The 25,848-nt window shown below is 67.9% G+C and carries 30 protein-coding genes, 2 tRNA genes and 1 other RNA gene; 22 read left to right on the plus strand and 11 right to left on the minus strand.

Annotated features, from left to right (window positions below; all coding sequences use genetic code 11):
• Window positions 1-188 precede the first annotated feature (188 nt).
• From epsC to msrA, 3 genes are all read right to left on the minus strand, one after another.
• Window positions 189-773 carry a serine O-acetyltransferase EpsC gene (epsC, locus tag IEW07_RS19030; protein WP_188540119.1) on the minus strand — a complete coding sequence of 195 codons (585 nt, stop codon included), beginning with the start codon at window positions 771-773 and terminating at the stop codon, window positions 189-191.
• 188 nt (window positions 774-961) lie between these two features.
• Window positions 962-1,897 carry a cysteine synthase A gene (gene cysK, locus IEW07_RS19035; protein ID WP_188540121.1) on the minus strand — a complete coding sequence of 312 codons (936 nt, stop codon included), beginning with the start codon at window positions 1,895-1,897 and terminating at the stop codon, window positions 962-964.
• A 125-nt stretch (window positions 1,898-2,022) separates the two neighbouring features.
• Entirely contained in the window at window positions 2,023-2,613 is a 591-nt protein-coding gene (gene msrA / locus IEW07_RS19040; protein ID WP_188540123.1) for a peptide-methionine (S)-S-oxide reductase MsrA, read from the minus strand.
• Window positions 2,614-2,711: 98 nt separating this feature from the next.
• On the opposite strand from msrA, the gene IEW07_RS19045 reads away from it, so the two are divergent.
• Window positions 2,712-3,647, plus strand: a complete 936-nt coding sequence (locus IEW07_RS19045) for a Nif3-like dinuclear metal center hexameric protein (RefSeq protein ID WP_188540126.1) — start codon at window positions 2,712-2,714, stop codon at window positions 3,645-3,647.
• The gene (locus tag IEW07_RS19050) at window positions 3,644-4,378 is read left to right on the plus strand and encodes a zinc ribbon domain-containing protein (protein ID WP_188540128.1); all 735 of its coding nucleotides are present in this window, start codon (window positions 3,644-3,646) and stop codon (window positions 4,376-4,378) included. The genes IEW07_RS19045 and IEW07_RS19050 overlap by 4 nt, the downstream gene beginning before the upstream one ends.
• Before the next feature lie 36 nt (window positions 4,379-4,414).
• Here IEW07_RS19050 and rnpB read toward each other — a convergent pair.
• An RNA gene (gene rnpB / locus IEW07_RS19055) (RNase P RNA component class A) lies at window positions 4,415-4,804 on the minus strand.
• Window positions 4,805-4,873: 69 nt separating this feature from the next.
• Here rnpB and IEW07_RS19060 point away from each other — a divergent pair.
• A complete protein-coding gene (locus tag IEW07_RS19060) occupies window positions 4,874-5,647 on the plus strand; it encodes a YaaA family protein (protein ID WP_188540130.1) in 774 nt (257 codons plus the stop codon).
• A gap of 77 nt (window positions 5,648-5,724) precedes the next feature.
• On the opposite strand, the gene def is transcribed toward IEW07_RS19060, so the two are convergent.
• The 3 genes from def to orn form a co-directional block, all read right to left on the minus strand.
• The gene (gene def / locus IEW07_RS19065; RefSeq protein ID WP_188540132.1) at window positions 5,725-6,297 is read right to left on the minus strand and encodes a peptide deformylase; all 573 of its coding nucleotides are present in this window, start codon (window positions 6,295-6,297) and stop codon (window positions 5,725-5,727) included.
• 100 nt (window positions 6,298-6,397) lie between these two features.
• Window positions 6,398-6,471, minus strand: a tRNA-His gene (locus tag IEW07_RS19070).
• A 128-nt stretch (window positions 6,472-6,599) separates the two neighbouring features.
• On the minus strand, window positions 6,600-7,226 hold the full coding sequence (gene orn / locus IEW07_RS19075; RefSeq protein ID WP_371870249.1) for an oligoribonuclease: 627 nt from the start codon (window positions 7,224-7,226) through the stop codon (window positions 6,600-6,602).
• Window positions 7,227-7,445: 219 nt separating this feature from the next.
• Here orn and mptB point away from each other — a divergent pair, with 219 nt between their 5' ends.
• Window positions 7,446-9,017: a polyprenol phosphomannose-dependent alpha 1,6 mannosyltransferase MptB gene (gene mptB / locus IEW07_RS19080; protein ID WP_229741983.1), complete on the plus strand. Its 1,572-nt coding sequence runs from the start codon at window positions 7,446-7,448 to the stop codon at window positions 9,015-9,017.
• 56 nt (window positions 9,018-9,073) lie between these two features.
• Window positions 9,074-9,146 (plus strand) — tRNA-Arg (locus IEW07_RS19085).
• 76 nt (window positions 9,147-9,222) lie between these two features.
• Here IEW07_RS19085 and IEW07_RS19090 read toward each other — a convergent pair.
• Together IEW07_RS19090 and IEW07_RS19095 are read right to left on the minus strand one after the other, a co-directional pair.
• Entirely contained in the window at window positions 9,223-10,164 is a 942-nt protein-coding gene (locus IEW07_RS19090; protein ID WP_188540134.1) for a tyrosine-type recombinase/integrase, read from the minus strand.
• A 173-nt stretch (window positions 10,165-10,337) separates the two neighbouring features.
• Window positions 10,338-10,979, minus strand: coding sequence for a helix-turn-helix domain-containing protein (locus tag IEW07_RS19095; protein ID WP_188540135.1), 642 nt, complete (start codon window positions 10,977-10,979; stop codon window positions 10,338-10,340).
• Window positions 10,980-11,105: 126 nt separating this feature from the next.
• Here IEW07_RS19095 and IEW07_RS19100 point away from each other — a divergent pair, with 126 nt between their 5' ends.
• The 13 genes from IEW07_RS19100 to IEW07_RS19155 all read left to right on the plus strand — a co-directional run bounded on the left by IEW07_RS19100 (window position 11,106) and on the right by IEW07_RS19155 (window position 21,077).
• A complete protein-coding gene (locus IEW07_RS19100) occupies window positions 11,106-11,294 on the plus strand; it encodes a helix-turn-helix transcriptional regulator (RefSeq protein ID WP_188540137.1) in 189 nt (62 codons plus the stop codon).
• 338 nt (window positions 11,295-11,632) lie between these two features.
• A complete protein-coding gene (locus IEW07_RS19105) occupies window positions 11,633-11,887 on the plus strand; it encodes a hypothetical protein (protein WP_188540139.1) in 255 nt (84 codons plus the stop codon).
• 160 nt (window positions 11,888-12,047) lie between these two features.
• A complete protein-coding gene (locus IEW07_RS19110) occupies window positions 12,048-13,121 on the plus strand; it encodes an AAA family ATPase (RefSeq protein WP_188540141.1) in 1,074 nt (357 codons plus the stop codon).
• Between the two features lie 384 nt (window positions 13,122-13,505).
• Entirely contained in the window at window positions 13,506-13,667 is a 162-nt protein-coding gene (locus IEW07_RS19115) for a hypothetical protein (RefSeq protein WP_188540143.1), read from the plus strand.
• Window positions 13,668-13,985: 318 nt separating this feature from the next.
• The gene (locus tag IEW07_RS19120) at window positions 13,986-16,094 is read left to right on the plus strand and encodes a GDSL-type esterase/lipase family protein (RefSeq protein ID WP_188540145.1); all 2,109 of its coding nucleotides are present in this window, start codon (window positions 13,986-13,988) and stop codon (window positions 16,092-16,094) included.
• A gap of 8 nt (window positions 16,095-16,102) precedes the next feature.
• On the plus strand, window positions 16,103-16,228 hold the full coding sequence (locus IEW07_RS21545) for a hypothetical protein (protein ID WP_268235553.1): 126 nt from the start codon (window positions 16,103-16,105) through the stop codon (window positions 16,226-16,228).
• Between the two features lie 149 nt (window positions 16,229-16,377).
• Window positions 16,378-16,548, plus strand: a complete 171-nt coding sequence (locus IEW07_RS19125; protein WP_188540147.1) for a hypothetical protein — start codon at window positions 16,378-16,380, stop codon at window positions 16,546-16,548.
• Window positions 16,548-16,826, plus strand: coding sequence for a hypothetical protein (locus tag IEW07_RS19130; RefSeq protein ID WP_188540149.1), 279 nt, complete (start codon window positions 16,548-16,550; stop codon window positions 16,824-16,826). The genes IEW07_RS19125 and IEW07_RS19130 overlap by 1 nt, the downstream gene beginning before the upstream one ends.
• A gap of 184 nt (window positions 16,827-17,010) precedes the next feature.
• Entirely contained in the window at window positions 17,011-17,226 is a 216-nt protein-coding gene (locus tag IEW07_RS19135; protein ID WP_188540151.1) for a hypothetical protein, read from the plus strand.
• 25 nt (window positions 17,227-17,251) lie between these two features.
• Window positions 17,252-18,256 (plus strand): hypothetical protein, encoded by a 1,005-nt coding sequence (locus IEW07_RS19140; RefSeq protein WP_188540152.1) that lies wholly within the window; start codon window positions 17,252-17,254, stop codon window positions 18,254-18,256.
• Window positions 18,257-19,652: 1,396 nt separating this feature from the next.
• Complete coding sequence (locus tag IEW07_RS19145; RefSeq protein ID WP_188540154.1) at window positions 19,653-20,030, plus strand: terminase; 378 nt, start codon at window positions 19,653-19,655, stop codon at window positions 20,028-20,030.
• A 413-nt stretch (window positions 20,031-20,443) separates the two neighbouring features.
• The gene (locus tag IEW07_RS19150; RefSeq protein WP_188540156.1) at window positions 20,444-20,605 is read left to right on the plus strand and encodes a hypothetical protein; all 162 of its coding nucleotides are present in this window, start codon (window positions 20,444-20,446) and stop codon (window positions 20,603-20,605) included.
• Window positions 20,606-20,795: 190 nt separating this feature from the next.
• On the plus strand, window positions 20,796-21,077 hold the full coding sequence (locus IEW07_RS19155; protein WP_188540158.1) for a TM2 domain-containing protein: 282 nt from the start codon (window positions 20,796-20,798) through the stop codon (window positions 21,075-21,077).
• 68 nt (window positions 21,078-21,145) lie between these two features.
• On the opposite strand, the gene IEW07_RS19160 is transcribed toward IEW07_RS19155, so the two are convergent.
• Window positions 21,146-21,415 carry a hypothetical protein gene (locus IEW07_RS19160; RefSeq protein ID WP_188540160.1) on the minus strand — a complete coding sequence of 90 codons (270 nt, stop codon included), beginning with the start codon at window positions 21,413-21,415 and terminating at the stop codon, window positions 21,146-21,148.
• 417 nt (window positions 21,416-21,832) lie between these two features.
• On the opposite strand from IEW07_RS19160, the gene IEW07_RS21550 reads away from it, so the two are divergent.
• From IEW07_RS21550 to IEW07_RS19175, 4 genes are all read left to right on the plus strand, one after another.
• Window positions 21,833-21,967, plus strand: a complete 135-nt coding sequence (locus tag IEW07_RS21550) for a hypothetical protein (RefSeq protein ID WP_268235554.1) — start codon at window positions 21,833-21,835, stop codon at window positions 21,965-21,967.
• Window positions 21,968-22,302: 335 nt separating this feature from the next.
• A complete protein-coding gene (locus IEW07_RS19165; RefSeq protein WP_188540162.1) occupies window positions 22,303-22,533 on the plus strand; it encodes a hypothetical protein in 231 nt (76 codons plus the stop codon).
• A 112-nt stretch (window positions 22,534-22,645) separates the two neighbouring features.
• A complete protein-coding gene (locus tag IEW07_RS19170; protein WP_268235555.1) occupies window positions 22,646-23,680 on the plus strand; it encodes an IS481 family transposase in 1,035 nt (344 codons plus the stop codon).
• Window positions 23,681-23,823: 143 nt separating this feature from the next.
• The gene (locus tag IEW07_RS19175; protein ID WP_188540163.1) at window positions 23,824-24,885 is read left to right on the plus strand and encodes an IS110 family RNA-guided transposase; all 1,062 of its coding nucleotides are present in this window, start codon (window positions 23,824-23,826) and stop codon (window positions 24,883-24,885) included.
• A 400-nt stretch (window positions 24,886-25,285) separates the two neighbouring features.
• Here the strand turns inward: IEW07_RS19175 and IEW07_RS19180 are convergent.
• Window positions 25,286-25,848, minus strand: a 563-nt coding sequence (locus IEW07_RS19180) for a transposase (protein WP_188540164.1), incomplete at its 5' end; no start/stop codon positions are given.

Raw genomic sequence — 25,848 nt, forward strand, 5'->3', positions numbered from 1 at the left:
GTGTTCCACACCCTGTGGTCCGGGGACCGCTCCGAGGTCGTCTCCTAGACCGCTCCATCCGTCCCGCTCCCGCACCCCTGCCGGGGGCGGGAGCGGGACCGGCAGGAGGAGGGCCGCACACGTACCGTGCGCGGCCCTCCTCCTATTGGTCCCTGTCGGCGAGCGGGCGGGACCGTGTCAGGTCCGCCTCAGATCCACATCGCGGGGTCGATGTACGTGGACGGGTCGACGAGCGGCTGCTGCTTCTCGGGGGTGCGCGGGCGGACCCTGCCGGGGATGCCCGTGACGATCGAGTCCTCGGGGACGTCCTTGACGACCACGGCGTTGGCGCCGATCGCGGAATCCGCCCCGATCTCGACGGGCCCGAGCACCTTGGCCCCCGCGCCGATCACCACGCGGTCGCCCAGGGTGGGGTGCCGCTTCACCTTCTCGAGGGAGCGCCCGCCGAGGGTCACGCCGTGGTAGATCATCACGTCGTCCCCGATCTCGGCGGTCTCGCCGATCACCACGCCCATGCCGTGGTCGATGAAGAACCGCCGCCCGATGGTCGCGCCGGGGTGGATCTCCACACCCGTGAGGAAGCGGCCGAGCTGGGACACCGTGCGCGCCACGAGCCGGCGCTCGGGATGCTGCCACAGCCGGTGGCTGAGCCGGTGGATCCAGATGGCGTGGAGGCCGGAGTAGTTCAGGGCGATCTCGAGCCGGGACCGTGCGGCGGGGTCGTGGGTACGGGCCGTCTGCAGGTCCTCGGAGAGTCTGCTCCAGAAACTCACGGTTGTCCTCTGTTCTTCCGGGGTCGGTGGCCGGCCCGCCGGGACCGGCGGGCCGTGGCGCGGGGTCTCCCGCGGGTGCTCCGTGGGCGGCACGGGAAGGGCCCGCCCACATCCGGGGGCAACGTCGCCGGGGGGCGACACTATTCCCGGGCGGGGCGGGCCGCCGTCCCTGACGGGCGGGGACGGTCTCAGCCGCGGATGTCCTCGTAGAGGAGCGTGGAGATGTAGCGCTCCCCGAAGTCGCACACGATCGCGACGATCAGCTTGTCCCGGTTCTCCTCCTTGGCCGCCTCCTGCAGGGCGGCCCAGACGATCGCGCCGGAGGAGATCCCGCCGAGGATGCCCTCCTTGGTGCCCAGCTCGCGGGCCGTGCGCACGGAGTCCTCGACCGTGACGTCGTAGACGTCGTCGTAGATCTCCCGGTCGAGGATCGCGGGGATGAAGTTCGCCCCGAGGCCCTGGATCTTGTGCGGGCCGGCCTTGCCCTGGGTCAGCAGGGGGGAGTCGGCGGGCTCGACGACGACGAGCCGGACGTCCGGCTTCTGCTCGCGCAGGTAGCGGCCCGCGCCGGTGATGGTGCCGCCGGTGCCCACGCCGGAGACGAACACGTCGACCTCGCCGTCGGTGTCCTCCCAGATCTCGGGGCCGGTGGTCGCGTAGTGGATCGCGGGGTTGGCCTCGTTGGCGAACTGGCTGGCCAGGACGGCGTTGTCGGAGGCGTCCACGATCTCCTGGGCCTTCTCGACCGCGCCGCGCATGCCCTCCGCGCCCGGGGTCAGGACGATCTCGGCGCCGTAGGCGCGCAGCATGACCCGACGCTCCGTGGACATGGTCTCGGGCATGGTCAGGATGACCTTGTAGCCGCGGGCCGCGCCGACCATGGCCAGGGCGATGCCGGTGTTGCCGGAGGTGCCCTCGACGATCGTGCCGCCCGGGCGGAGCTGGCCGGACTTCTCGGCGGCGTCGATGATCGACACGCCGATGCGGTCCTTCACCGAGTTCGCGGGGTTGTAGAACTCCAGCTTCACGGCCACGTTGCCGGGGAGGCCCTCGTCCAGCCGGTTGAGGCGGACGAGCGGGGTGCGTCCCACGAGCTCGGTGACGTCGTCGTAGATCTTCGCCATGTGTGTACCTCGGTTCCTTCGTGGTGGGATGGTCTGTCGGATCTCGGGTGGTGCTCGTGGCGTCGGCGGGCCGGGGGGCCCGCGGCGCGGTCCTAGCTCAGCCTAGCCACGCGCCGCAACCGCTACTACGCGGTAAGCCACGCGGAGTAATGTTGCCGGACCTTGCTGAGCTTGGGGTTGATGATCACCTGGCAGTAGCCGTTCCACGGCTGCTTCGCGTAGAAGTCCTGGTGCTCGGGCTCGGCCGCCCAGAAGGCGCCGAGCGGCTCCAGCGTCGTGACGATCGGCTGGTCCCACAGCGGCCGGGCCCGCACGATCGCCCGCTCGAAGAGGGCCTTCTGGTCGTCGTCGGCGTAGAACATGGCGGAGCGGTACTGCGTCCCCACGTCGTAGCCCTGCCGGTTGAGGGTCGTGGGGTCGTGGCCGGTGAAGAACAGGTCGAGGATCACGTCCTCGGGCACGACGGCGGGGTCGAAGGTCACGGCGACGGCCTCCGCGTGACCGGTCCGGCCGGTGCACACCGCGTGGTAGGAGGGGTCCTCGACGGCCCCGCCGGTGTAGCCGGAGACCACGGAGCGCACGCCCCGGGTGATCCGGTAGACGGCGTCGAGGCACCAGAAGCACCCGCCGGCGAGGACGAAGGTCGTGGCGGATCCGGCGGCTGGGGAGGGCGTCGCGCGGGCAGGGCGGACGTCGGAGGGTTCGTTGGAGGCCATGCCCGGTACAACACGCTCGGCCCGGCAACATTCCCGGGACCCGCCCGCGCCCGTGCCGCTGCCGCGGTCCGCCGGGGAGCGGCTCCTAGACTGGGCCCATGAGCGCGCCCAGCACGTCCCCGACCGCCCCGGACCTGGCGGAGGTCCTCGACGCCGTCGAGGAGCTGTGGCCGCTGCGCCTCCAGGAGCCCTGGGACGCCAGCGGTCTCGTCACCGGGCGCCCGGACCAGCCGGTGCGCCGGATCCTCTTCGCCGTGGACCCGACGGCCGAGGTCGTGGCCGAGGCCGTCGCCTCCGGCACCGATCTGCTGATCACCCACCACCCGCTGCTGCTGCGCGGGGTCACCTCCGTGGCCGCCGACCGCTTCAAGGGAGCGGTCGTGCACGAGCTCATCGAGCACCGCTGCGCCCTGCTGGCGTGCCACACCAACGCGGACTCCGCCCCCGACGGCGTCTCCGACGCCGTGGCCCGCGCCGCAGGGCTGACCGCGACGACGCCGCTCGCCCCGCACCCCGCCGACCCCGCCGTGGGGATCGGCCGGGTGGGGGACCTGCCGGAGCCGACCACGCTGCGCGAGCTCGCCCGGCGGCTGGCGGACGCCGTGCCGGCCACGGCCCACGGCGTCCGGGTGGCCGGCGACCCCGGGGCGGCCGTGCGCCGCGTCGCGGTGTGCGGCGGGGCGGGCGACTCGCTGTTCGACGAGGTCCGGGCCGCCGGCGCCGACGTGTACGTCACCGCCGACCTCCGCCACCACCCCGCCTCCGAGGCGCGGGAGGCGGCCACCGGTCCGGGTGCGGCCGGCACGCCGTACCTCGTGGACCTGTCCCACTTCGCGAGCGAGTGGCTGTGGCTCCCGGTGGGCGCCGCCGCCCTGCGGGACGCGCTGGCCGCGCGCGGCCACGCCGTGGAGGTCGCGGTCTCCACCCGCCGCACCGACCCGTGGGACTTCCGCGTGGACCACCCCGAGCAGGACCCCGGCCACGATCCCGGCCACGACCCCGACCGCCCCCGGACCGCAGGAGGAACCGCATGAGCACCGCCACGCCCGAGCAGCAACGAGCACTCCTCGAGCTGGAGCGCGTCGACGCCCGGCTGCGCCGGATCGGGACGCGGATCGGGGAGCTGACGAGCGACCCGGAGACCGCCGCGGCCCTGCAGCTGCGGGCCCGCGCGATCGCCGCCGCCAAGGAGCTCGACGCCGCCGAGCAGGCGGTCCGGGAACGCCTGGACGCCGCGGAGCAGAAGGTCGCCCGGGTCCAGGCCTCCATCGACAAGGACCGGAGGCGGCTGGAGCAGGGCGGCTCGGCGAAGGACCTGATGGGCCTGCAGCACGAGCTCGAGACCCGCACCCGTCAGCTCGCCGAGGCCGAGGACGCGGAGCTGGAGATCATGCAGGAGCTCGACGACGCCGTCGCGCGCCGGGCGAGGATCACGCCGCGGCTCAAGGAGGCGGACGCCGACGCCCGCCGGCGGGTGGCCGCCCGCGACGAGGAGGGCCGGGCCCTGACGATCGAGCGGGACGAGCTCGCGCAGACGCGGGAGGCCGCCGCGGCGGCCGTGGGCGCGCCCGCCCTGGTGGCGCGCTACGAGCGGATCCGCACCGGCCGCGGCACGGAGCGGCCCGCGGCGGCGGAGCTGCGGGGCACGTCGTGCGGGTCCTGCGGCACGACGCTGAGCCCCACCGACGCCGCGGAGTTCCGGACGGCCCCCGGGGACGCCGTGCTCAACTGCCCCGAGTGCGGGGTGATCCTCGTCCGGTCCTGAGCGGAGCGGAGGAGGACGGGAGCGCCGGAGGAACGAGGGACAGGCCGGCCTGTAAGCCGGGTTCTGTGGCACGGCCGGTCGCCCGGGCCGTGCTGGTGACCATCCATCTAGGCCCGCCGTTGCCGACGGGCTCGAGCGGTCTACCCGGGTGCTCGGGCGAGCAGCCCTCGGGCGCACCCTGTCTGACCTTGCTCCGGATGGGGTTTACCGAGCCGCACCGGTCACCCGGTGCGCTGGTGGTCTCTTACACCACCTTTTCACCCTGACCCGCAACCCGGACGAGCCGGGGCGGGCGGTCTGTTTTCTGTGGCACTGTCCTGCGGGTTTCCCCGAGTGGGTGTTGCCCATCATCCTGCTCTGCGGAGCCCGGACTTTCCTCGCGCCACGGCCGGAACGGCCGCGGCCCGCGGTCACCCGGCCGACCTGTCCGCGGACCAGTCTACCCGCCGGGCGGCCGGTCCGGAGCCGGGACCCGGGGTCACTAGACTTCTGCGGGTGCTGATCCTCCTGCCGCCCTCCGAGACCAAGACCGCCCCCGCCGCCGGCGCGCCCACCGCCCTGGACGCCCTCGGCTTCCCCGAGCTCACCGCCGCCCGCGGAGAGGTCCTCGCGCACCTGGCGCAGGCCAGCGCGCGCGACGACGCCCTCGAGGTCCTGGGGGTGGGGGAGCGGCTGCGCGCGGAGGTCGAGCGCAACACGCGGCTGGCGGCCGAGCCGGCGGCGCCGGCCCTGGAGGTCTACACCGGCGTCCTCTACGACGCCCTCGACCACGCCGGCCTCTCGGCGGAGCAGCGGGCCGCGGCGGCGGACTCGCTCGTGGTCGTCTCCGCCCTGTGGGGCGCCGTGCGGCCCGCGGACCGGATCCCGGCGTACCGGCTGTCCATGGGCACGGAGCTGCCGGGCCTGGGCAGGCTCGCCGCCCACTGGAAGCGCCACCTCCCCGGGGCCCTCGAGCCGGCGGCCGGGGACGGGATCGTGGTGGACTGCCGCTCCGCGGCCTACGCCGCGGCCTGGCGCGCCCCCCGGGAGCGGACGGTGGCGGTCAAGGTCGTCCGGGAGCAGGACGGGGCTCGGAAGGTCGTCTCCCACATGGCCAAGCACACACGCGGGCTGCTCGCCCGCCACCTCGTGGAGCGGGCGGCGGCGGGCCGGCCGGTCGGGACGCCGCAGGACCTGCTGGCGGCGGCCCGGGAGCGCTGGCACGCGGAGCTGGTCGAGCCCACGGCGCGCGCGGCCGGGGAGCTCGTGGTGGTGCGCACCGAGGACTGAGCCCCGGGGCGAGCCGGTCCCGCGGGCCGTCGGCGACCGGAACGGCGGCCAAATCGGTGGCCGGGTCGGCAACCGGGTCAGTGGCCGAAGGGGTCCTCGTCGACGCCCGGCATCCAGCTGCTCTCGTCGCGGCCCCAGCCCTCGGCCTTGACGGCCTTGCGGGCCTTCCGGCCCCACTTGTCGTTGAGCCGGTCCACGTAGAGCTTGCCGTCCAGGTGGTCGTACTCGTGCTGCATCACCCGGGCGAACCAGCCGTTGGCCTCGAAGTCCACGGGGCTGCCCGCGGCGTCGAAGCCCGTCAGGCGCACCCAGTCGGCGCGCTTGAGCGGCCAGCTGTAGCCGGGCACGGACAGGCAGCCCTCGGACTCCTCGTCCGGGTCCGGGGCGTCCTGCGAGATCCTGCCCAGCGTCAGCACGGGGTTGACCAGGACGCCGCGCGGCGCCACGCCGTCGTCGTTCTGGAAGTCGTAGGTGAAGATCCGCAGGCCCACCCCGATCTGGGGGGCGGCGAGGCCCACGCCGTGGGCGGCGTCCATGGTCTCGTACATGTCCTCGACGAGGGTGCGCAGCTCCTCGTCGAACCGGGTCACCTTCGCGGCGGGGCGGTGGAGGACGGGGGTGCCGGTGATCACCACGGGGCGGACGGCCATGACGCACTTCCTTCGGCTGCGGGCGGCCCGGCGGGGCCGGGCGACGGACGGGGGAACGACGAAAGGCCGCCTCGATGCCTCGAGGCGGCCTTTCACGGCGGGTGAGCGACGGGGGTTGAACCCGCGACCTCCTGGACCACAACCAGGCGCTCTGCCGAACTGAGCTACGCCCACCATGGGTTCCCGGGCGGAAGACCGTGCTTCCGCTGGGCAACGCATACGAGTGTACCGCATTTCGGAGGCCGTCCCGACCACGGCCGGAGCCGGCCGTGCGCGGCTCCCCGCGGGGTCCGCCGGCGGGCTCAGGCGCCGGTGCGGGAGGCCGCGATCTCGGCGGCGATCGCCCGGGCGGTGTCCGAGTCGGGGCCGGGGTCGGCGGCGAAGACGGCGCGGCGGTAGTAGCGCAGCTCGTCGATGGAGTCGCGGATGTCGCCCAGGGCGCGGTGGTTGCCCGTCTTGGGCGGCGCCTGGAAGTAGGCGCGCGGGTACCAGCGGCGGGAGAGCTCCTTGATGGTGGAGACGTCGATCACCCGGTAGTGCAGGTGCGCCACGACCTCCGGCATGTCCCGGACCAGGAACGTGCGGTCGGTGCCGACCGAGTTGCCGCCCAGCGGCGCCTTGCCCGGCTCCGGGACCCACTCCTTGATGTAGGCCAGGACCTGCTCCTGCGCCTCCGCCATGGTCAGGCCGGAGGGGAGCTCGTCGAGCAGCTTGGAGGCCGTGTGCATGTTGCGGACGAAGTCGCCCATCTGCGCCAGGGCCTCCTCGGTCGGGCGGATCACGACGTCGACGCCCTCGCCCAGGACGTTGAGCTCGTCGTCCGTCACGAGCGCCGCGACCTCGATGAGGGCGTCGTCCTCGAGGGAGAGCCCCGTCATCTCGCAGTCGATCCACACAATGCGTCCGTTGCGTCCGTTCGAATTAGCCACCCCGACAATCTACCGTGCGGGCCCGACACCGCCGGACACGGCCCGGTCCCGTGAGGTTCCCCGGGTCCCGTCGCGCCCCCCGGGTCCTGTGAGCTTCCGCCCGGTCCCCGGGCGGGCGGGGGAACACGAGGTCCCGAGGATAGGATCAGGGCGACCACGGGTCCGCTCTCCGCCCTGCCGCGGCGCCCGGACCCACCGGACGGACGCATCGGGAGAGCAGTGCAGACCACTTCGAGGACGGGGCCGCCGGACGACGCCGAGGGCGGCGCGCCCGCCCTGGCCGTCCCCGGCGGGCCCCGCTACGTCTCCGGTTCCCCGCTGCGGACCGTGGTGATGGGCACCGTCGGCTCGCTCATGCTCCTCCTCGGCTCCCTCGGGGTCGGGTGGCTCGCCTCCGTCTCGCCTCTGCGGCAGGAGCCGCTGATCATCGCCATGCGGTTCACCACCACCGGCGTGATCGTCTCGATCCTCCTCCTCGCCGTCGGCGGGATGCTGCTGGTGCGGGAGTGGCTGCGCCTCGGCCAGAAGCTCAACCGGTGGGGGCCCGGCTCCGGCCGGTGGGTGCGCATCGCGATCGCCGCGTGGTCGGTGCCCATGCTCGTCACGGTGCCGCTGTTCAGCCGCGACGTCTACTCCTACATCGGGCAGGGCCGGGTGATGGCCAGCGGGCTGAACCCCTACGAGTACGGCGTGTCCACGATCGACAACTTCTTACAGCTCGGCGCGGACCAGCTGTGGTCGGAGTCCCCGCCGCCCTACGGGCCCCTGTTCCTCTGGATCGAGCAGCTGGTCGTGGGGATCACCGGGGCGGCCCCGGACGCGGCCGTGCTGTGGTTCCGGGCCCTGTGCGTCCTCTCGGTGCTCGCCATCATGTGGCTCGTCCCTCGGCTCGCCCGGCTGCACGGCATCAACCCCGACCGCGCCCTGTGGCTGAGCGTGGCCAACCCCCTGTTCCTCACCAACTTCATCGTCTCCGCCCACAACGACGCGATCATGATCGCCCTCGCCCTGGGCGGGACCTACGCCGCCGCGGTGCGCCGGGATTGGCGGGGCGGGCTGCTCGGGACCACCCTGGTGACGCTGTCCGTGGCCATCAAGCCGATCACCCTGGTCTTCCTGCCCTTCATCGGCCTGCTGTGGGCCGGGCGGAACGCCTCGTGGCCGCGCCGCTTCGTCGTCTGGTTCCTCACCCTCGCCTACTCGCTGGCCCTGCTGGGGGTCATGGGGCTGATCAACGGGTTCGGCTTCGGCTGGGTCTCCGCGATGTCCACGCCGGGCTCCGTCTACATCTGGTACGCGCCCGTGGGCCTGGCCGGCATCGTCGCCGCGTCGCTCGCGGCCGCCGTGGGCGCGGACCGGGGGCAGTGGATGGACGCGGTGCACGGCGTCGGGCAGCTACTTGCGGTGCCGATCGTGCTGTGGCTGATGTTCCGCGGCCGGGACGGGAAGATCATCCGCCGGCTCGCGTGGGCCCTCACCGCGATCGTCCTCTTCTCGCCCATGATCCAGGCCTGGTACGTGGTGTGGTTGATCCCCCTGTTCGCCGTCACGGGCATCCGCAGCGACTGGCAGGTGGACATCCTGTTCTTCCTCACGGCGTTCTTCATGATCTACGCGGTCTCCGACCAGCTGGACGTGTTCCCGTACCTCGACCTGGACCTCAGCTCGGGGCGGCTGATCGCCGCGATCGTCGCGCTGTCCTACGGGGTGTACCTGTGGTTCCTCGATCCCGCGACCAGACGCCTGTTCCGGGGCCGGTACCAGCCCTCGCCCCTGAGCGCGGTGATCTGAGCGGCCCTCCTCGCCCCTGTTGCTAGACTCGTTCGCGTCGCGGTGCGCCGCGGCCCGCCTCAGTAGCTCAGTGGATAGAGCAGGAGCCTTCTAATCTCTTGGTCGGGGGTTCGACTCCCTCCTGGGGCACACGAAACCCCCTCTCACTAGGCCGAATGCCAGGGGGAGGGGGTTCGTCGTTTGTTCGGAAGTAGCAGATCCATCGTTAACCCAACGGTTTCGGTTCCCCGAACACCTCGAGAGCGCCGGTGGCATCCGGGGCGTCAGCGAGCTTCTCGACGTAATGCTTGATGGTGATCGCCTCCGAGGAGTGGCCAAGCTGAGCGGACGCAGCAGACACACCCTCAGCCCTTGCCAGTCGTGTTCCCACGGTCGCCCGGATCATATGCGGGTTCACGTGCTCGTAGCCGGCGCCCTTCATTGCTTCGCGCCACACCTTCCGAAAATTAGTTGGCTCCCACAGGTTCCCCGCGGCGTTTGGGAACACCAGCGGCCCAAACCTCCCCCTGCGGCGGAACGCCTCGGCACCGAACACCGGCAGGTACAGCCGTTGCATGGACCCCCGCGACTTCGGGTTGTCCTGCCGTATTAGCCCGGTGGGAGTACGCACCACGGTGCCCGTGATCGACACCTTCGCCCGGTCCCCGTCCAGATCGACGTCCTCCCATCGGATCGCCAGCAGCTCCCCAACCCTGGCCCCAGTCGCCAGCAGGACGTCCAGAGCGTCCAGGACGTCCCCGGAGACCTTGGAGCGGAGGTCTTGGACCTGGGGGACCGTGAGAGCCTGAACCTCTTTCTGTTCGACGTGGACCGGCGTCACGGAGCGCATAGGGTCCACCGTGAGCGCGTTACGGCGAACCGCGAGGGCGAACATCTGCCGCAACACCGTTTGGCTGAGTTTCGCCGTGGGTGCCCCGTGCTTCTCCCTGATCGATTTGAGTGCGTTGTCCAGTAGCCCGACCCTGGCTTCACGCAGCCGGACCCCGCCGAGCTTCGGCAAGATGTAGCTGTCCAACACTTCCCTGTAGCGGCGGACGGTAGCCGGCGCCCGGTCTTTGTCTAGGAAGTCGACCCACCACGCCTCCGCCAGCATGCTGATACGTGCGTCGCCGGTTAGGTCTGTGTCAGAAGGGATCGTTCGTTCCACGAAAGACGCCTTCAACGCCCGTTCCGCGGCAGCCTTGGACTTCCCGGAACGCTCGACCAGGCGGGTCCGCCCGTCATAGTCGCGGAACCTGGCCTTGGCTGTGACTGCGCCTGATGGGGCGGTGGTGAAGCTGACTCTCCCGTGAGCCCCGATGGGGAGCGGAGGGCGGGGGTTCATCGCTTCCCCGTAGCGTCGGCAAGTTCCTTTACGAGTGCCCGGGTGACGTGGCCCTTCTTCTGGGCGGTTGCATCCTGGCCGGCGCGTTCCTCGACCTCCTGGGACAGGACCTTGCCCCACAAGCGCAAGGACCATCCCAGGAGTTGATTGTCCGTCATGCCTAATTTCTTGGCTGCACGCTCATCCGTGAGCCCGTAGGCCTTACGCGCGGCCTCGTGCTGGCGAAAGTTGAAGGTTTCACCTGTGATCTGTTGGACCTCCTGCATATCCACGGTCACGCCGAGGAGTTGCTTCTTTAGCCTGTCCTCGGCCCCTGGCACGTCCCGCACCTCCAGTTCGGTCGTGCGGCCCGTGAATACGTCCACCAGTGCTTGCCCGGTGACAAACTCCCCCTCACCAAGCTCCACTTCTTCTTCCGTCCGCAGGAGTTCCACGGGCGGAACCTCGAACGACAGTGCGAGGACTAGCAGCAGCTCGATGGTGGGGGCCGTGTTGCCTCTTTCGATCTTGGAGATGCGCCCCGTATTCCACTTGTGTCCCCGCGTGTGGCCGGCGCGGGCGAGGTCGTCCAGTGTCCATCCGCGTTCCTGCCGAAGGCGCTTGACGTTGTGCCCGAGGACCTCCGCGACTGTGCTCATGTGGTCAGTCTAGAAGTTTTTTGGGATCTTCCGTCTTGACCACTTGACATCCCATGACGGGGCCCCTATCCTGATTCACAGATGGTCCATATGGACCACTTGAGAGGGAGGGGGGTGACGAAACGAATGGACACGATCGAGAAGCCCGTCAGGGGCAAGGACGTAGCCGAGTGGCTGGGCATCAGCGAGGCAGCACTCGCGCAGATGCGGCACCGGGGCACCGGGCCGGTCTTCATCAAAAGAGGGCACCTGGTCTTCTATATGCCGAGCGATGTGGAGCAGTGGCTCCAAGAGGGCCGACAGGAAACGAACTAGCAGCACCATCGAACCCCCGAGGGACTCCCGGGGAGAGAGCAGGAAAATGCTCGAAGTCCTTACCCCAACGCGCTCTCGGAAAGAAACGGTCCAAGCGATCTTCGACCACTACCAGGCAGAAGGTCCGCCCATTTCATGGTCCCGGGCTAAACGCATAGCCGACCAGATCGGCAAGGGAACGTTCAACCCCGATCCCCGTCTAGCAAGCGCAATTCAATATGCAGATCCGGTTGGCAATACAGCAGCCGCCAACGTGGATCGCGAAAGACAACGGCCCCAGTGCATCGCCGCCAAGCACACGCACCAGGGCCTCTCTAGTCCCCCAGGAGGGAACCGAAATGTCTACTGACAACACTACCGGAACCAAGCAGGACGTCAACACGCTCTCCCGGTGCCACCGCTGTGGCAAGAAGTACCGAGGCCGAGGCGAGTGGAACGTGGAGATGCGACGGGGCGTGCCCAAGTGGATTCTCTGCCCCGACTGCCAGAGCCCGGAAGAGAACGCCGAAGCCGCCATCAATGAGGCGATGCTCCACTACGGCCGCGATTCGTTTGGCCGGTGCCTCGCTATGCCGAAGGGGGTCACCCTGTGAGCAACCTCGGAGCAGCATTCGCCGCGGCCCTCGACCGTGGCACTGGCCCGGCTGACGACCTTCTCTTCCCTTTTGACCACAAGTTCCGCGCCGAGCACTGCAACAACAACTTGACCCCCCAGGAGCTCCACAGCATGTTCTCTTCCCGGCAGGTGATCGCATGAGCGATTACCTCGACCCGTCCGCCCCGGACCCGCTCGACGAAGCGTTCACCGCGGCATGGCTCACCGACCAGGAGTTCCCTGCTGTGGAGTACGTCGTCCCCGGTGTGATCCCGGAGGGCCTGACCTTGCTGACAGCGGCGCCCAAGATCGGCAAGTCATGGATGGTGTTGGGTCTCGGTGTCGCCGCTGCGACGGGTGGTCACGCCTTCGGGCGTATCCGTGTGGATCGCCGCCCTGTGCTGTATCTCGCCCTCGAGGACGGGCCACGACGGTTGCAGTCCAGGCTCCGGACTATCGGCATCACCGAAGGCCCCCGGGACCTGACATTCATGACGACGACCCCGGCAGGTGCCGCCGTCACCATCGAGACGTTCTTGGAGCGCAACGGGGACCGGAAGCCACTGGTCGTTCTGGACACTCTCGGGAAGGTCCGGGGCGTCTACAGCGGCAACGACGCTTACCAGAAGGACTATGGGCAGATGTCGGCGCTCAAGGATCTTGTCGACGCGCACCCGGGATCTTCTCTGATCATCGTTCACCACACGAAGAAGGCTGAGACCACGGACTTCCTCGACAGCGTGTCGGGCACCCAGGGGCTCGCCGGCGCGGCGGACTCGATCTTGGTGCTTCGCCGGTCCAGGCATGACACTTCCGCGGTGCTGAATGTCACCAGTCGTGACGCAGCCGAGGGTGAGTACGCAGTCACCTTCAACGGCAACACGGGCACATGGTCCCTGGATGGGGTGAACCTTGAAGCCGCCGCTCAGGCAGTGGAGGAGAATCGTGCAACCGAAGGTGTGGGCGACGAGATGGCCGAGGTCGTCAAAATCGTCAGCCGCTACCCCGAGGGTGTCAGGCCGAAGGACCTGGAGACTCTTCTGCACATGAAGCCGGACACGCTCCGGTCCTACCTGCGCAGGGCCACCGAAGCGGGACGGATCGCCAACCCCAAGCGTGGCCTCTACGCACCTGCCACAACTGCAACAACTGCAACATTCACAGATGTCCACCTTCCGAATGTTGCAGAAGTGGCAGATGTGGCACCCCGTCACCTGGAGGTGATCCGGTGAACCTTGCACCGCTAATCCAAGCAGCAGCAGCCCGAGGTGCAGTGGCGTGCGAACAGTGCAATGCCGACTACTCGGTGAGCCGTGATCCTGAGTGCCCCAACCTCACGCACCTGACGGTCATGCACGACGATGACTGCCCGTTCTACCTGCGACGGATGAACCGGGCGGGGCGACGAGCAGCAGGGAGAACCAAGTGACGGATGTTGACCGACTCGGTGCGGAGCGTGTGGAGATGATGCTCCGCACTGCGAAGACAAGGGCTGATCTACAAGACCTTGTCCGCAGCCTCGACGCCCGGAACATGCAGCTCCAGAAAGTCCGGGACGACCTCGCGACACAACTCATGCAGGCCCGGCTCAACCACGGACACCGAACGGAAACCCGATGACCACGAAGCATCCCGTCCCCACGATCGACGCCCATGAGGTACGCGCCGAACTGGCAGCCCTTGACCGGCGATTGGACCGGATCGAAGACACCGTCACCAACACCGCATGGAGGCTCGACCACCTCATCGACCTCCTGATCTCACCGAAGAGGAAGTGACCCGCATGGACCCCTACGAGTGGCGCAAGACATGGTTCGGGCTCCGAGCCGCCGGCTACAACTTTGAGCCCTCCGCAGCAGGACCAGGATCACCCGGCATCAGGTTCACGAGCCCGGGCCAGGCTGGAGGTTGGTTGCCTCTCGAGGAGTGTGAACCGTTCGCGGATGCGCTCAAGGAAGCGGCTCGAGCCTCCTCCTGGCAGTACGCCAGCCGCGCCCGCGACTGGGCCGCGTAGGACCCCCAGCAACACACACGGAAGCCCCATCAGCTAAGGCCGGTGGGGTTTTTCCATGCCCGAACACAGTAAGGAAAGCAATATGGCGCTTCACGCCAAGACCAACGCCGACGGAATCGGCTACATCGGCTCCGAGTCCACTTTCGAGGCTGGCGTGTCCAGCGTGTTCGAGAACGGCACGAAGTTCATGGCCGACACCGTCGGAATCCTCATGCGGAACTCCAAGTGGCTTCGCCCCGCCCTCAGCTCCAGTGACACGCTGGACACCCCCGTCATCGCCGGGCTCTACCCGATCAACTCGTCCTCCACGGCCACCGCGCTGGGGATGCCCACCCCCTCATTCGGGGTCGTGGAAATCATCATCCACAACGACACTCACAAGCGCGCCACCTGGATGCCCGCTGACGGGGCCGGCAGCTGGGTCCGTCACAAGACCAACGGGACCTGGGGTGCGTGGAAGCAGTCTGCGGAACTGTGGAACCGGCGTGTGCTGTCTTCTGCGGACAACCTCGACACCCTCACCGATCAGGGTGTGTTCTACGTCTACTCCGGCACGGTCTCCACCGCCCTGGGGCTTCCCTTCAACGGTGTCGGCATCGTGGAGAACCTCGTCGTGGGCAACACGACCAAGCAGACGACGCGCCCGGTCATCGGCACGCAGGAATGGACGCGCCACAAGACCGGAGGCGTCTGGTACCCGTGGACCGAGATCGCCCCTGCCGTGGCGTCCCCGAAGCAGACCACCCCCGGCTCCGGTGTGAAGACCGTGCCCCTGGCGCTGACTGCTGGCACGACCGAGACGAACACCGACATCGTCGGCCGCTCCGTACGGGTCCCCGTCCACTACGGTGCCACGATCCCGAGGTGGCGAGTGCACGTGCGGAACTGGCACACCCGCACCGGCGGGACGGTCAACACCTCCCACGCCCTCACCGGGGTGTGGATCGGCAAGGGCTCCACCACCACCGGGACCTACACTGCGACCCCGACACAGGTGGCAGGGGCTGCGACGATCCCCGCCGGAACCACCGAGTGGGTCTCGTCGTGGATCAACCACGAGCTGCCCGCCGACGTGGAGCACCTGCTGAGCTTCGGCATCAACAACGCCACCGCCACCACCGCCGCCTACCCCCTGGGCCACGCCTGGATCACCTACGCAGCGGCTGACGTCACAGCCCTCGCGGCGGGGTCCGTGGTCAACCGGGTGCCGTTCGACTGGTGGATCGAAGCCGAAGTGCCCGTGCACGTCCCGGCAGTGGCCGCCTACGGGGATTCGATCACCGCCGGCACTGGTGCGACCCGCCCGATGTTCGATTCCTGGCCCTCCCAGTACGGGCGCCTCAACGGGTTCCTGCCCGTGCACTACGCCTGGCCCGGGACCGGGATGATCGAGCACCTCACCCCGGGTGACCACATCTGGGGCATCTACGGGGCCACGGACAAGCCCGACGCGGTGATCCACTTCATGGGCCAGAACGACATCGGTAACGGTGTTGCCCTGGCCACGGTGCAGGAGAGGTTCAACACCACGGTGGACCTGCTCCGCGACAAGGTCGCCCCGGTCCTGCACGCAGCCACCATCACCCCGGCATCCACCAAGACCACTGAGGTCATGGACGTCCAGCGGGCCTACAACGACTGGCTGCGGACCATGCCCAAGGGCGTGCGATCGATCATCGACTTCGCGGCCCTGGTCGGCAACCCCGAGCAGACCGGGCTCCAGGCGCAGTACGACTCCGGGGACGGACTGCACCCCAACACCGCCGCCTACACGGCCATGGGCAACGCAACCCCGAAGAGTGTCACCTCGAAGCCGCTGGAACCAAGGATCAAGGACACCGGAACCCGAGACATCACCACCACCAAAACGGCGTCAGTGAATGGCGGGTCGGTGTTCATCCGCCGCCGCGACGATTTGGTCATGGTGATGTTCAACGGGGTGAGCGTGAACACCGCCGGCCACATCAATATCGTCCCGCTCCCGGTGGGGCTGCGCCCCAAGAGCATTACCGGGGCGAACTGGCGTAACGGGCTCGTCGTCGACGACGCCGGCACCAGCGTACGGAACACCAGCTACTTCAACGGGTTCCTGCGAATCCTCGGGGCCGAGACCGGAAAGGTCTACCAGGGCACCGTGTGGTTCTACGCAGACGGGGATCTTCCCACCCCGTACCCCGGCACCGCCGCATAAGGAGAGACATGGAAAACCAGAAAGTCACACTCGACGATTTCTTCGCCCACTACGCGGGAATGACATTCGAGGAAGTCGACAAACGCCTCGGAGGGCTCACGCTCGAGGAAATCGACGCCAACCCCCTCCGCTAACACCGCAGCACCACCACGGCCCGTCCCTGGGCATCACCAGGGACGGGCCACCCATTTAAGGAGCCCCCTTGATCGTCATCCTCCCCGCCTGGGAAATCGCTCTCACCATCGCCACCGCCGTCATTCGGCTCATCGGTTAGGAAAACACCGTGAAAGCAACCGTCACCACCTACACATGGGATCTTGGGAAAAAAAGCGCCACCCCCGGGGCCATGGTCCGCAGCGGCAAAGGATTCCTTTTCCTTTCCATGGACGAACTCATCAACATCAGCGACCAGCTAGTTGATATCGCAGAGCAGCACGATAAGGAGAACAACTAATGACCTGGCACAACAAAGAAACCTATTTCGACCGCGTCAACGAGGACTCGCAGGGTATCACCGTTGAATGCGCCGTCATCCGCGAACCCGGAGGCAACGAACACCCGGGCATCGCATTCCGCAACGGCGGGTTCCCGAAGTTCGTCGTCCACGCCGACGCAGCACACAGGCTCGCCGTTGAACTTGTCGACGCGCTCGAGGAACTCAAGGCGCAGTCGACCCCGCTCAGGCGGCAGACGGCAGTCTCCGCCGCGTTTGAAGCCCTCGCAGACCGCTGAAAGGCAAAGGCCACATGATCCCGTGTCTGCGCCCAGTGTGGGCCGTATTCGCTGACGGAACCCGCGTTCCCGTCGTTGCCTTCAGCGCACAAAGAATGGCGCTCATCGTCGACAGCAGCGGAGAACTCGCAGTCGCCTCGAAGGCGCCGCGATTTGACCGCATCACAACTCAGGAGAACTAACCATGGAAATCAGCTCGCAGACCACCGAGAACCTCAAGAAGCACCTTGAGGAAATCGCCATTGAACAGGCCACCCGCCGAAACAACGGAACCCGCGGAGACCACGACTATCTGAGTGTGATGAGTGACGAAAGCCTCCGGGATCACCAGCTTTACATCCTGCGGGAAGTCACCCGCCGCGACGCTGGCCCGCGCTACTACGCCACCTTCACCAAGTAATCACCGAACCAAGAGGAGAACAAACATGAGCAACACCACCCGCACCGTCCGTACCGGCCTCACCGCAGACGTCCTCGAATCCTCCGCGCCCGAATGGGTGAAGCTCCGCGACACCGCGGTGCGACTGCGTCAGGAGGTCAAGCGCCGACAGGCAGACCAGCCGGCAATCCTCGAGACCAACCGCGCCGTGTCCGATGCTCTACTGGCAGCAGACGGCCCCGCCGCGATTCAGTCAGTCCTGGACGCCGCACGACTCGAGCAGCACCGTAGGGAAGCCGAGACGCACGACCTCGCAGTCCTCGCCTCCGCGATGGACCGCGCCGAGCACCAGCTCCGCGACCTCGAGGAGAACTCGACCGAGGCCGTCACCGAGGAAATCCGCGACCGCGTCGCCACCATCGCATCGAAGCTGTACGGGCTCCGTCACCGCCCGCTCAGCGCGCAGGACGCTATCCACCTCGACGCGGTCGAAGAGTGGAAGATCCTCCAGCAGCTTGCCGCAGAGTGGCAGCAGCTCGCCGGCGCTTACCGGGAGCTCACGAGGCACACCGTCAGCGACACCGAGGTGTCGATCCTCGCCGCCGCAGCGTTCACCGGGGACCCGCTCCGAGTGCACCCGCACTTCATCGGACGACGACGTGCCGCCGCGAAGGCCAACGTCCGCCCCCAGGCCGGGAGTTTCCACGAGGTGATGCACCAGTGGGCAGAATCCGCGCCGGCAACCCGGTTCGAAACCGAGGAGCCCCGGGGTGGAGCAGTCCCCAAGGGCGCAGACGCTATCGCCTGGATCGTGTACCTCGCGGAACAGGATGCACTTGTCGTGCATGACCCGTACGAGGCAATCAAGCTGTGGAACGCAGCCGAGGCGGCAACCGATGAGCTGACCCCCCACAGCAGCGAGTCCCGCGCCGTGGCCCGCGTCCAGTACGCCAAGCTCACCGGGGATGACTCCCTCACCACGTGCGATGACCTGCGACCGCTGATCGAGCAGGGCAAGCGCCGGCCCGCCCGCGGATCCTTCTTCGGCTAACCAGCAACACCAGCACGACCAGCCGCGCCCCGTTGCCCACACACGAGTAGCGGGGCGCGGCCTTGTGCCAGGAAGGAACAGCATGTCGGTTTACTCAGACTATGAATACAGGAAACGCACAGCAGCGTTACGCAGGCGCACACAGATGAACGATGACGTCTGCGTCCATTGTCAGCAGCCATTCGATTGGTCGCTCAGCTCACACGCGCGCATGGGATTCACTTGTGACCACGTGACTCCGCTGAGTTTGGGAGGAGATTTACTTGGGCCGATTGTTCCGGCTCATCGACAATCGAGCTTGCAATAGTTCAAGAGGAAACGGAACAAGAGGAAACGGGACAAGAGGAAGCAGCGCAACAGGGAAGAGCACCACTCAACCCAGCAAGCCCACTAAGCCACCTGGCCCAATCCCCGAGGTCAAGCGCCCGTTGCTGTGGTGACGGCAGAGACACGTCTCACGTAACGCATGAGCCAAGCTCATGCTAACACGGCCGGCAAATGGGACGACGCATTCCACCCAATCGCGTGACAGGGTAGACCGCAGCAACCAAACGTGATACCCACCGGCATGCCCCTCCGGCCCCGTCCTTTCGTCCCACCCTTCCTTATAGTGGGATCCTTCCCGGTGCCTGGTGAAACTTTGCCTCTTATCGCTGGGATAGCCCTGTAAGGCGCTGTGTGGCATTCTCCGGGCCTTATGGGGTTTTGGGTGAACAGGTGTTTGGCGGACATATTTGGGGCGCTTAGATCGACGTACAGCGTGCCGGCGGCTGGTGTGGTTGTAACGGCTAGCGGAATCCCCGGAATCATGCGGATTATCCGTACGGTTTTGCGTCCGTGAATGGTAGGCTGAGGGTATGACGATTCGACGGTGCGGGGAATGCGGGGAGCCGATGGGGCCGGCCCGCGCTGATGCCAGGTTCTGTTCCCCGAAGTGCCGGGCGAAGTGGAACCGCGATATGGGGATGCCTAAGCAGATGCGTAAGGCGGCGCGATGGGTTCGGAATGACGCACAGAAGCGCCCTCTAAGCGCCCGTACGGGCCGAATGGTGGACGTGTCTAACCCTGAGTCGTGGGCGACATTTGAGGCCGCCAAAGCGTCTCCTGTGGGCGCGGGGATGGGTTACGTCATCGGGGGCAACAACATTGGGTGCATTGACCTGGACCACTGTTTCCGGGGCGGGCAGCTCGAGCCGTGGGCACGAGAAATCCTGGACCAATACCCGGACGCTCTGCTGGTGGAGGTCAGCCGCAGCGGCGAAGGTCTGCACATCTTCACGGAATTGCCCGAGGGGGACGCTAAGCGTATCCGGGACGGGCGGAACATTGAGTATTACCCGCCGAACAGCGTTCGCTATGTCGCTGTGACGGGTCACAAGTTTTGGAGGGATTGAGCATGACGGACAAGAATAGGCGCGCGCCGAGGAATCTAGGGCGGGCCGGTAAAGCGTTTTGGCGGCGGGTGCTGGACGACTATGAGTTGAGCCCTGCTGAGGAGGCCGTATTGGTGGAGGCGTGCCGTGTGATGGACACGCTTGAACGGCTCGAGGGGGAAGCGGCGGAGCAGCCGCTTACGGAGATGAGCCCACAGGGGCGCGTGGTCAACCCCCTGTTGCGTGAAGCCCGGATGCAGCGGCAGACCCTTGACCGCCTGGTGCGTAGTCTCGGGATCCCGCTGGTGGAGGGTACCTCGAGGGGGAACCGGCGCGGGAAGGCTGAGGAGCCCACGGGGGCGCGTAGCTTCCGCATCGTTGACGACGAGGATGCAGCCTAATGGCGGTCCGTCAGCGGAAGCCGGAGGAGATGGGTCCGGCTGTCCCGCGATGGGTGGTGGACTTCCGTGAGGATGACTGGCCCGATTATGGGGCGTGGCAGCGCGCCGTCTTGGATTGGGCGGACGGGCATCTGTCGGGCCGGGAGCACCTGGGCGCGTGGATGGACATCTGTAGCAACGCACTCCGGCTGAGGGGGCACCGTGGCGCGTAGGCAGCGGAGCAATGCGGACCAGGGGCCGGCTGTGCCACGGTGGGCTGTCGAGTTCGACCCTGCCCGTTGGGGGAGCGTGCAGGACTGGAAAGCCGCGGTGAACGACTGGGCGAAGGTCAACCTTCACCAGCGCGGGGAGTTCGGGGCGTGGATCGACGTCGTCCGCAATACGTACGTTGTGCGGGAAGGCTTGCGGGCGCGGTGAAGGATTGGCACCGGGTGGTGCTCGCCGGCGTCATGCTGGTGTTGTCACTGTCGCTGGTGGGTGTGGTGAACGGCGCTGGGGGACCGTACGTTCTGGGGGTCGAGGTGGGGATGCGGTTGCGACGCACCGCGGTGGGGATCGTCGCCGGCGCAGGATGATGGTGTCGACATACGCCTTCACAGTCGCACACACGCAAAGTCCATGATTTAGTCTGGAAATTACCAGGGTGTAGCTCTTGTCTCACCCGACCAGACATGCCCCGGGCTAGACGGGGCGGCGGCAACTTTCCAATCCTGGGGGAGCCGCATAGCGCTTGCGACGGATGTCGCTTATTGAGGGGATCGATCCATGGACAGCAACGTCGCGGCAGCACAGATGCAGTACGACAACGAGAAGAAGAGCGCGGGAGTCGCTTGGCTCCTGTGGCTCTTCACCGGCGCTCTTGGTGGGCACCGCTTCTACCTTGGCGACAAGGGCATGGGCATTGGTCTGCTGTGCACCCTCGGTGGCCTTGGCGTTTGGGCGCTCATCGACGGTTTCTTCATCAACGCTCGACTGCGTGCGGCGAACAACCGGAAGCAGCAGGAGATCTTCGTCCGCAACGGTCTGTCGGCTCCGGTCGCCGTCTGACGTCGCCCATAGCAATGGCCCCAGTTCCCAAAGTCGGGAGCTGGGGCCATTGTCGTATTTAAGGGTCGTCAGGCTGCGTCGAGTGCCTGGAGTTTGCCCTCGAGGAGTTCGAGGTTGCGGATGAGGGCTCGGATGCCGGCTGCGTCCAGGTGTTCGCTGGTGATGCTCAGATCAGCAGCGGTGCGGGCTTCACCGCTTCCCTTGTTCAGCGCCACGGTGATGCCGTAGCCGTTCTCGTGGAAGGTGCGGGGGGCAGTGGTGTGGAGGACGGAGTCGGGGGCGTCTTCGATGCAGTGGGTGGGCTCGCACCAGGACGTGTGGGTGACGGTGGAAGACATGGGGGGTGCCTTTCGGTGGGGGGAACGCGGTGGGGGTTCGTCCGCGTCTTTGCGATCGTATACCCAACGCTTACCCAACACAAACAGTGGAAAGTGGTGGAGTGTCATGTTATGGAAAACTCCGGAATAGGCGCCTTGACTAGGGATGATGTCACCTGTAGTCATGTGCAGTAGCCCAACGAGAACCCCCGAACGAGAATCTCTTGGTCGGGGGTTCGACTCCCTCCTGGGGCACCACCACGGTCCCCGCCGTTCCGGGCGTCCCCGCCCCGGACCGGCGGGGCTTTTCCGTCCCCGGCGTCACCCGGTGCATCCAGGACCCGGGCCGCGCCGGTAGAGAGGGTGAGGACGCCCTGCCGGGCGCCTCCCAGCAGGTCACCGCCTGCCGGGTCACCATCGGTACTGGAGATGAGTTCCATGGCTCGGATCCGACTCTGCGACTGCGGCGCGCCCCCGGTGCGCGGCTCCCGCTGCTGGGCCTGCGCCCACGAGCAGGCGCAGCGTCACCGGCCTCTCGGCGTCATCAGCTGGGGCGCCGCCGAGGTCGACTGAGGAAGCCGCCGCAGTCCCGTCCCGGACGAGGCCCCCGCCCGGGGCGCGAAAGTGGGGACAGGCAACATCCCTTAATTCGCATAAGTTAAGGAGTGCATCGCAGAGTGCCGTATCCCGAGCCGGACGCCGTTGTTGCTCGATCCGGGACGGGGACGACCAGGGGAAGGGCGCCCTGCGGGCCGACGAGCACGACGTCGGAGCACGTGCCGCTCACGGATCGGGGGACCCGGGGCGGCGGCGGTCCACGGGAGGGCGGCCACCCCGGCAGCGCCGAGGTGGTCCTGCCCGATCGGACGCGGGCCGTTCTGCAGCACACCATGGGGGAGGAAAGAACAATGACCATCACAGTCACTCGTCAGTGGGTGGGCGGGGGACCCCGCCACCACCACTACGACACCGTCGAGGAGGCCGCGGCCGACACCCGCGAGTTCATCGCGCGGCACGTCGGTGAGGACATGGATCCTCAGCGCCTCGAGGAGATCACCCGGAGCGTCGTCGACCGTCACTGCGTCCGCCTGGACACCCGGGACGGGGGCATCATCGTCGGTCCGGGGATCATCGCCTAGGTGTTGTGGGTCATGAGGTTCTTGTCGCGGGTGCGTCGATGAGATGAGGAACGGGCTCCTCGCCACAGGATGGAAGTTCCTACACCGTCCGTCCGCGCGAGAGAGCCCGTTCATGACCCACGTTAATGCACCCCTGACCCCGACCGGCCGGCTGCGCATGGTGCTGCGCCACCTCGAGGACGGGATCCCGAAGGCCCACGTGGCCGCGGAGTTCCGCGTCAGTCGGCCCACGGTGGCGACCTGGGTGGCCCGCTACCTCGAATCCGGCGAAGCCGGGCTGGCCGATCGCCCATCGACTCCGCGGCACAGCAGCACCCGCACCCCGGCAACGGTCGTGGAGCTCATCGAGACCCTCCGCCGGAAGCGCAAATGGTCGGCGCGGCGCATCCACCGCCACCTGGCCGACCGGGCCGTGGCGATCAGCCTGCGCACCGTCGGCCGCTGGCTGGCCCGTCTCGGGATCTCCCGGCTGCGCGATCTCACTCCCGAGGGCGAGAACACGCGCAGGACCCCGGGACGGATCCGCGCCGCGTGGCCCGGGCACATGGTCCATCTCGACGTGAAGAAGGTGGGCAGGATCCCCGACGGCGGCGGCTGGCGGGCCCACGGCCGCGGCAGTGTTGCGGCGAAGCAGTCCAAGCGTGGGCCCGGGGCGAAGGTCGGCTACACCTACCTGCACTCGGCCGTGGACGGATTCTCGCGGCTGGCCTACACCGAAGCTCTCGCCGACGAGACCGCCGCGACGACGATCGGGTTCCTCTGCCGGGCCCGAGTCTTCTTCGCCGCCCACGGCATCCAGCGGCTGCACCGGGTGGTCACCGACAACGGCGCGAACTACCGCGCCAAGGCCTTCCGCCGCACCGTGCTCTCGCTGGCGGCCCGGCACCAGCGGATCCGCCCGTACACGCCCAAGCACAACGGGAAGGTGGAGCGGTTCAACCGGCTGCTGGCCGACGAGGTGCTTTACGCCCGCCCCTACGCCAGTGAGCAGGCCCGCCGGGACGCCATCGGGACGTGGGTGAACCACTACAACTACCGACTTATGTTCAGGGCAGCAGCAGGTTCCCGGGGTAGCTTCCCGAGGCCTACTGTCAGGGGGTCAGCGGCGGTTGGCTCGACAACTATCTGTCGCCCCTCGCGGGGCTGACTCGCCGATGGTCTGGTCACCGTCCTGACCCCCGCTGCGGCCTGACTCAACAGAGGGATGACCACACCAGCCCACAGCAGGTCTGGAAGTCGGCTTGTCGACCGCGGTGACCCCACTCGCGCACGACGAGAAGGACCCTGAAGATGATCATCATCGGAGTCGACCCGCACAAGGCCTCACACACCGCCACGGTCCTCGAGGGGACCACGAGCACCGAGCTGGGCACCCTGCGCATCACCGCGTCCCTGCAGGACTATCAACGCTTGCTGGCTTGGGCCGGTGCCTGGGTGCCACGGCAGTGGGCGATCGAGAACGCCGATGGGTTGGGCCATCACCTGGCCCAGTGGCTGCTGGCCCACGGCGAAGAGGTCCTCGACGTCCCACCCACCGCCACCGCCCGGTTCCGCAGCCTTTCGCGCGGCGGGCGGCGGAAGAACGACCGGATTGATGCCGCGGCCGCCGCCGGCTCGGCAGCCGTCCATGGCGACAGCCGCCGGGTGTTCCCGGAAGACCATACCGACGCCCTGGCTCTGCTCGCCGAGCGTCGACAGAGCCTCAGCCAGCACAGGACCCGGTTGTTGAACCAGTTGCATGCCCTGCTGCGCGAGCTGATCCCTGGGGGTGCACCCCGGTCCTTGACTGCCACCAGGGCCGCGCAACTGCTGCGCCGAGTGCGCCCCACCGGCACGGCCGACCGCGTCCGCCGCGAGGTGGCTCGCGACCTCATCGCCGAGGTTCGCCACCATGACCGGCTCGTGGCGGCGAACACCGAGCAGATCCGCAAGATGCTCATCGAGCACCCCACAACACTGACCGAGATCGTGGGCATCGGGCCTGTGCTGGCCGCCCGCATCCTGGCCGGTGCCGGGAATCCGCGCCGTTTTCCTACCGCGGCGGCCTTCGCCAACTACAGCGGCACCGCACCGATCCAGATCGCCAGTGCCGAACACAGCCGCCACAGACTCTCCCGCTACGGCAACCGAGACCTGAACTCAGCCATCCACTCCGTGGCCATCATCCAGATCCGCACCCCATCCAGCGCCGGGTACGCCTACTACGCCAAGAAACGCGATGAGGGGAAAACACCGAGAGAAGCCATCCGTTGCCTGAAACGCCAGCTGGCGAGCACCATCTGGCGCGCCATGACCAACGACTGCGCCGGGCCACCGGTCCAGATCACCCAGCCGATGGTAATGGCCGCTTGACAATACAGAGGGACCATCGGCCTCATACCGCCTGTGGCGATCAGCCCCCGGCCTCACGCGTTCCGGCCCGTGTCAACAACGTCATGCCCTCTTACACCTGATATGTAGGGGTTTCCTGTCAAGAGGGCAGGGTGAGGCGCCGTCCGGATGGCTTCCGGGCGGCGCCTCTTTTCGGTCCGTCTCGGCACTGGTCCGGCAAGGGTGTCGGTGGCGACGCGCGGTCAGACTGATATGCGCGGGTTGGGTACCGCAGGACGGTGTTCGGCTGGAGCGGACCGCGTGTCTAGCATCGAGCGTCGCACCGCAACAGGGCACTGCGGGGCTGCTCATAGGTGTATCGCGGATCGCTCCACGCGCTGCCTGAGGATCAGCGTCGAGGGACCAGCTCAGGGGTGGCGGATCAGTCCTCCATCACCGCCAGGGACCAGCACCATCCGGCCAGCTCACGGGCGATGGCCACATTGGCCACGGTGGGTCGCTTCTTGCGCTCGAGCATCCGCACCCAGCGTTCGTGCAGCCGGCGGTTGCCGGCGTCGCCTCGGGCCCGGGCGGCGGCCGGGGCGTTGTCCCAGCGGGCGCGCATGGTGGCCCCGATGCGGTAGGCGGGGCGGTGGTGCCAGGCGGCCTCGACCAGCAGGCGGCGGGCGTGGGTGTTGCCGGTCTTGGTGATCGGGCCCTGCACACGGCTGGCCCCGGAGGAGTGCTCGGAGGGCACCAGGTCGAGGAAGGCGCCGATGGTGTTGCCGGTGAAGCGGTCCCAGTCACCGATCTCCACGGCCAGTCCGAACCCGGTCAGCGTCGATATCCCGCGCAGGCAGCACAATCGGTGCACGACCGGGGTGAACGGGGAGTCGGCGGCCATCGCGGTGATCGCCGCATCCAGCCGGTCGCGCCGGGCCAGGGTGGCCAGCACGGCCTCGTGCTCGGCGTCGAAGGCCATCCGGGTCGCCGGTGTTCCCAGCT

Origin of the sequence: Kocuria dechangensis, from assembly GCF_014636775.1 — a bacterium.
Classification (GTDB): domain Bacteria; phylum Actinomycetota; class Actinomycetes; order Actinomycetales; family Micrococcaceae; genus Kocuria; species Kocuria dechangensis.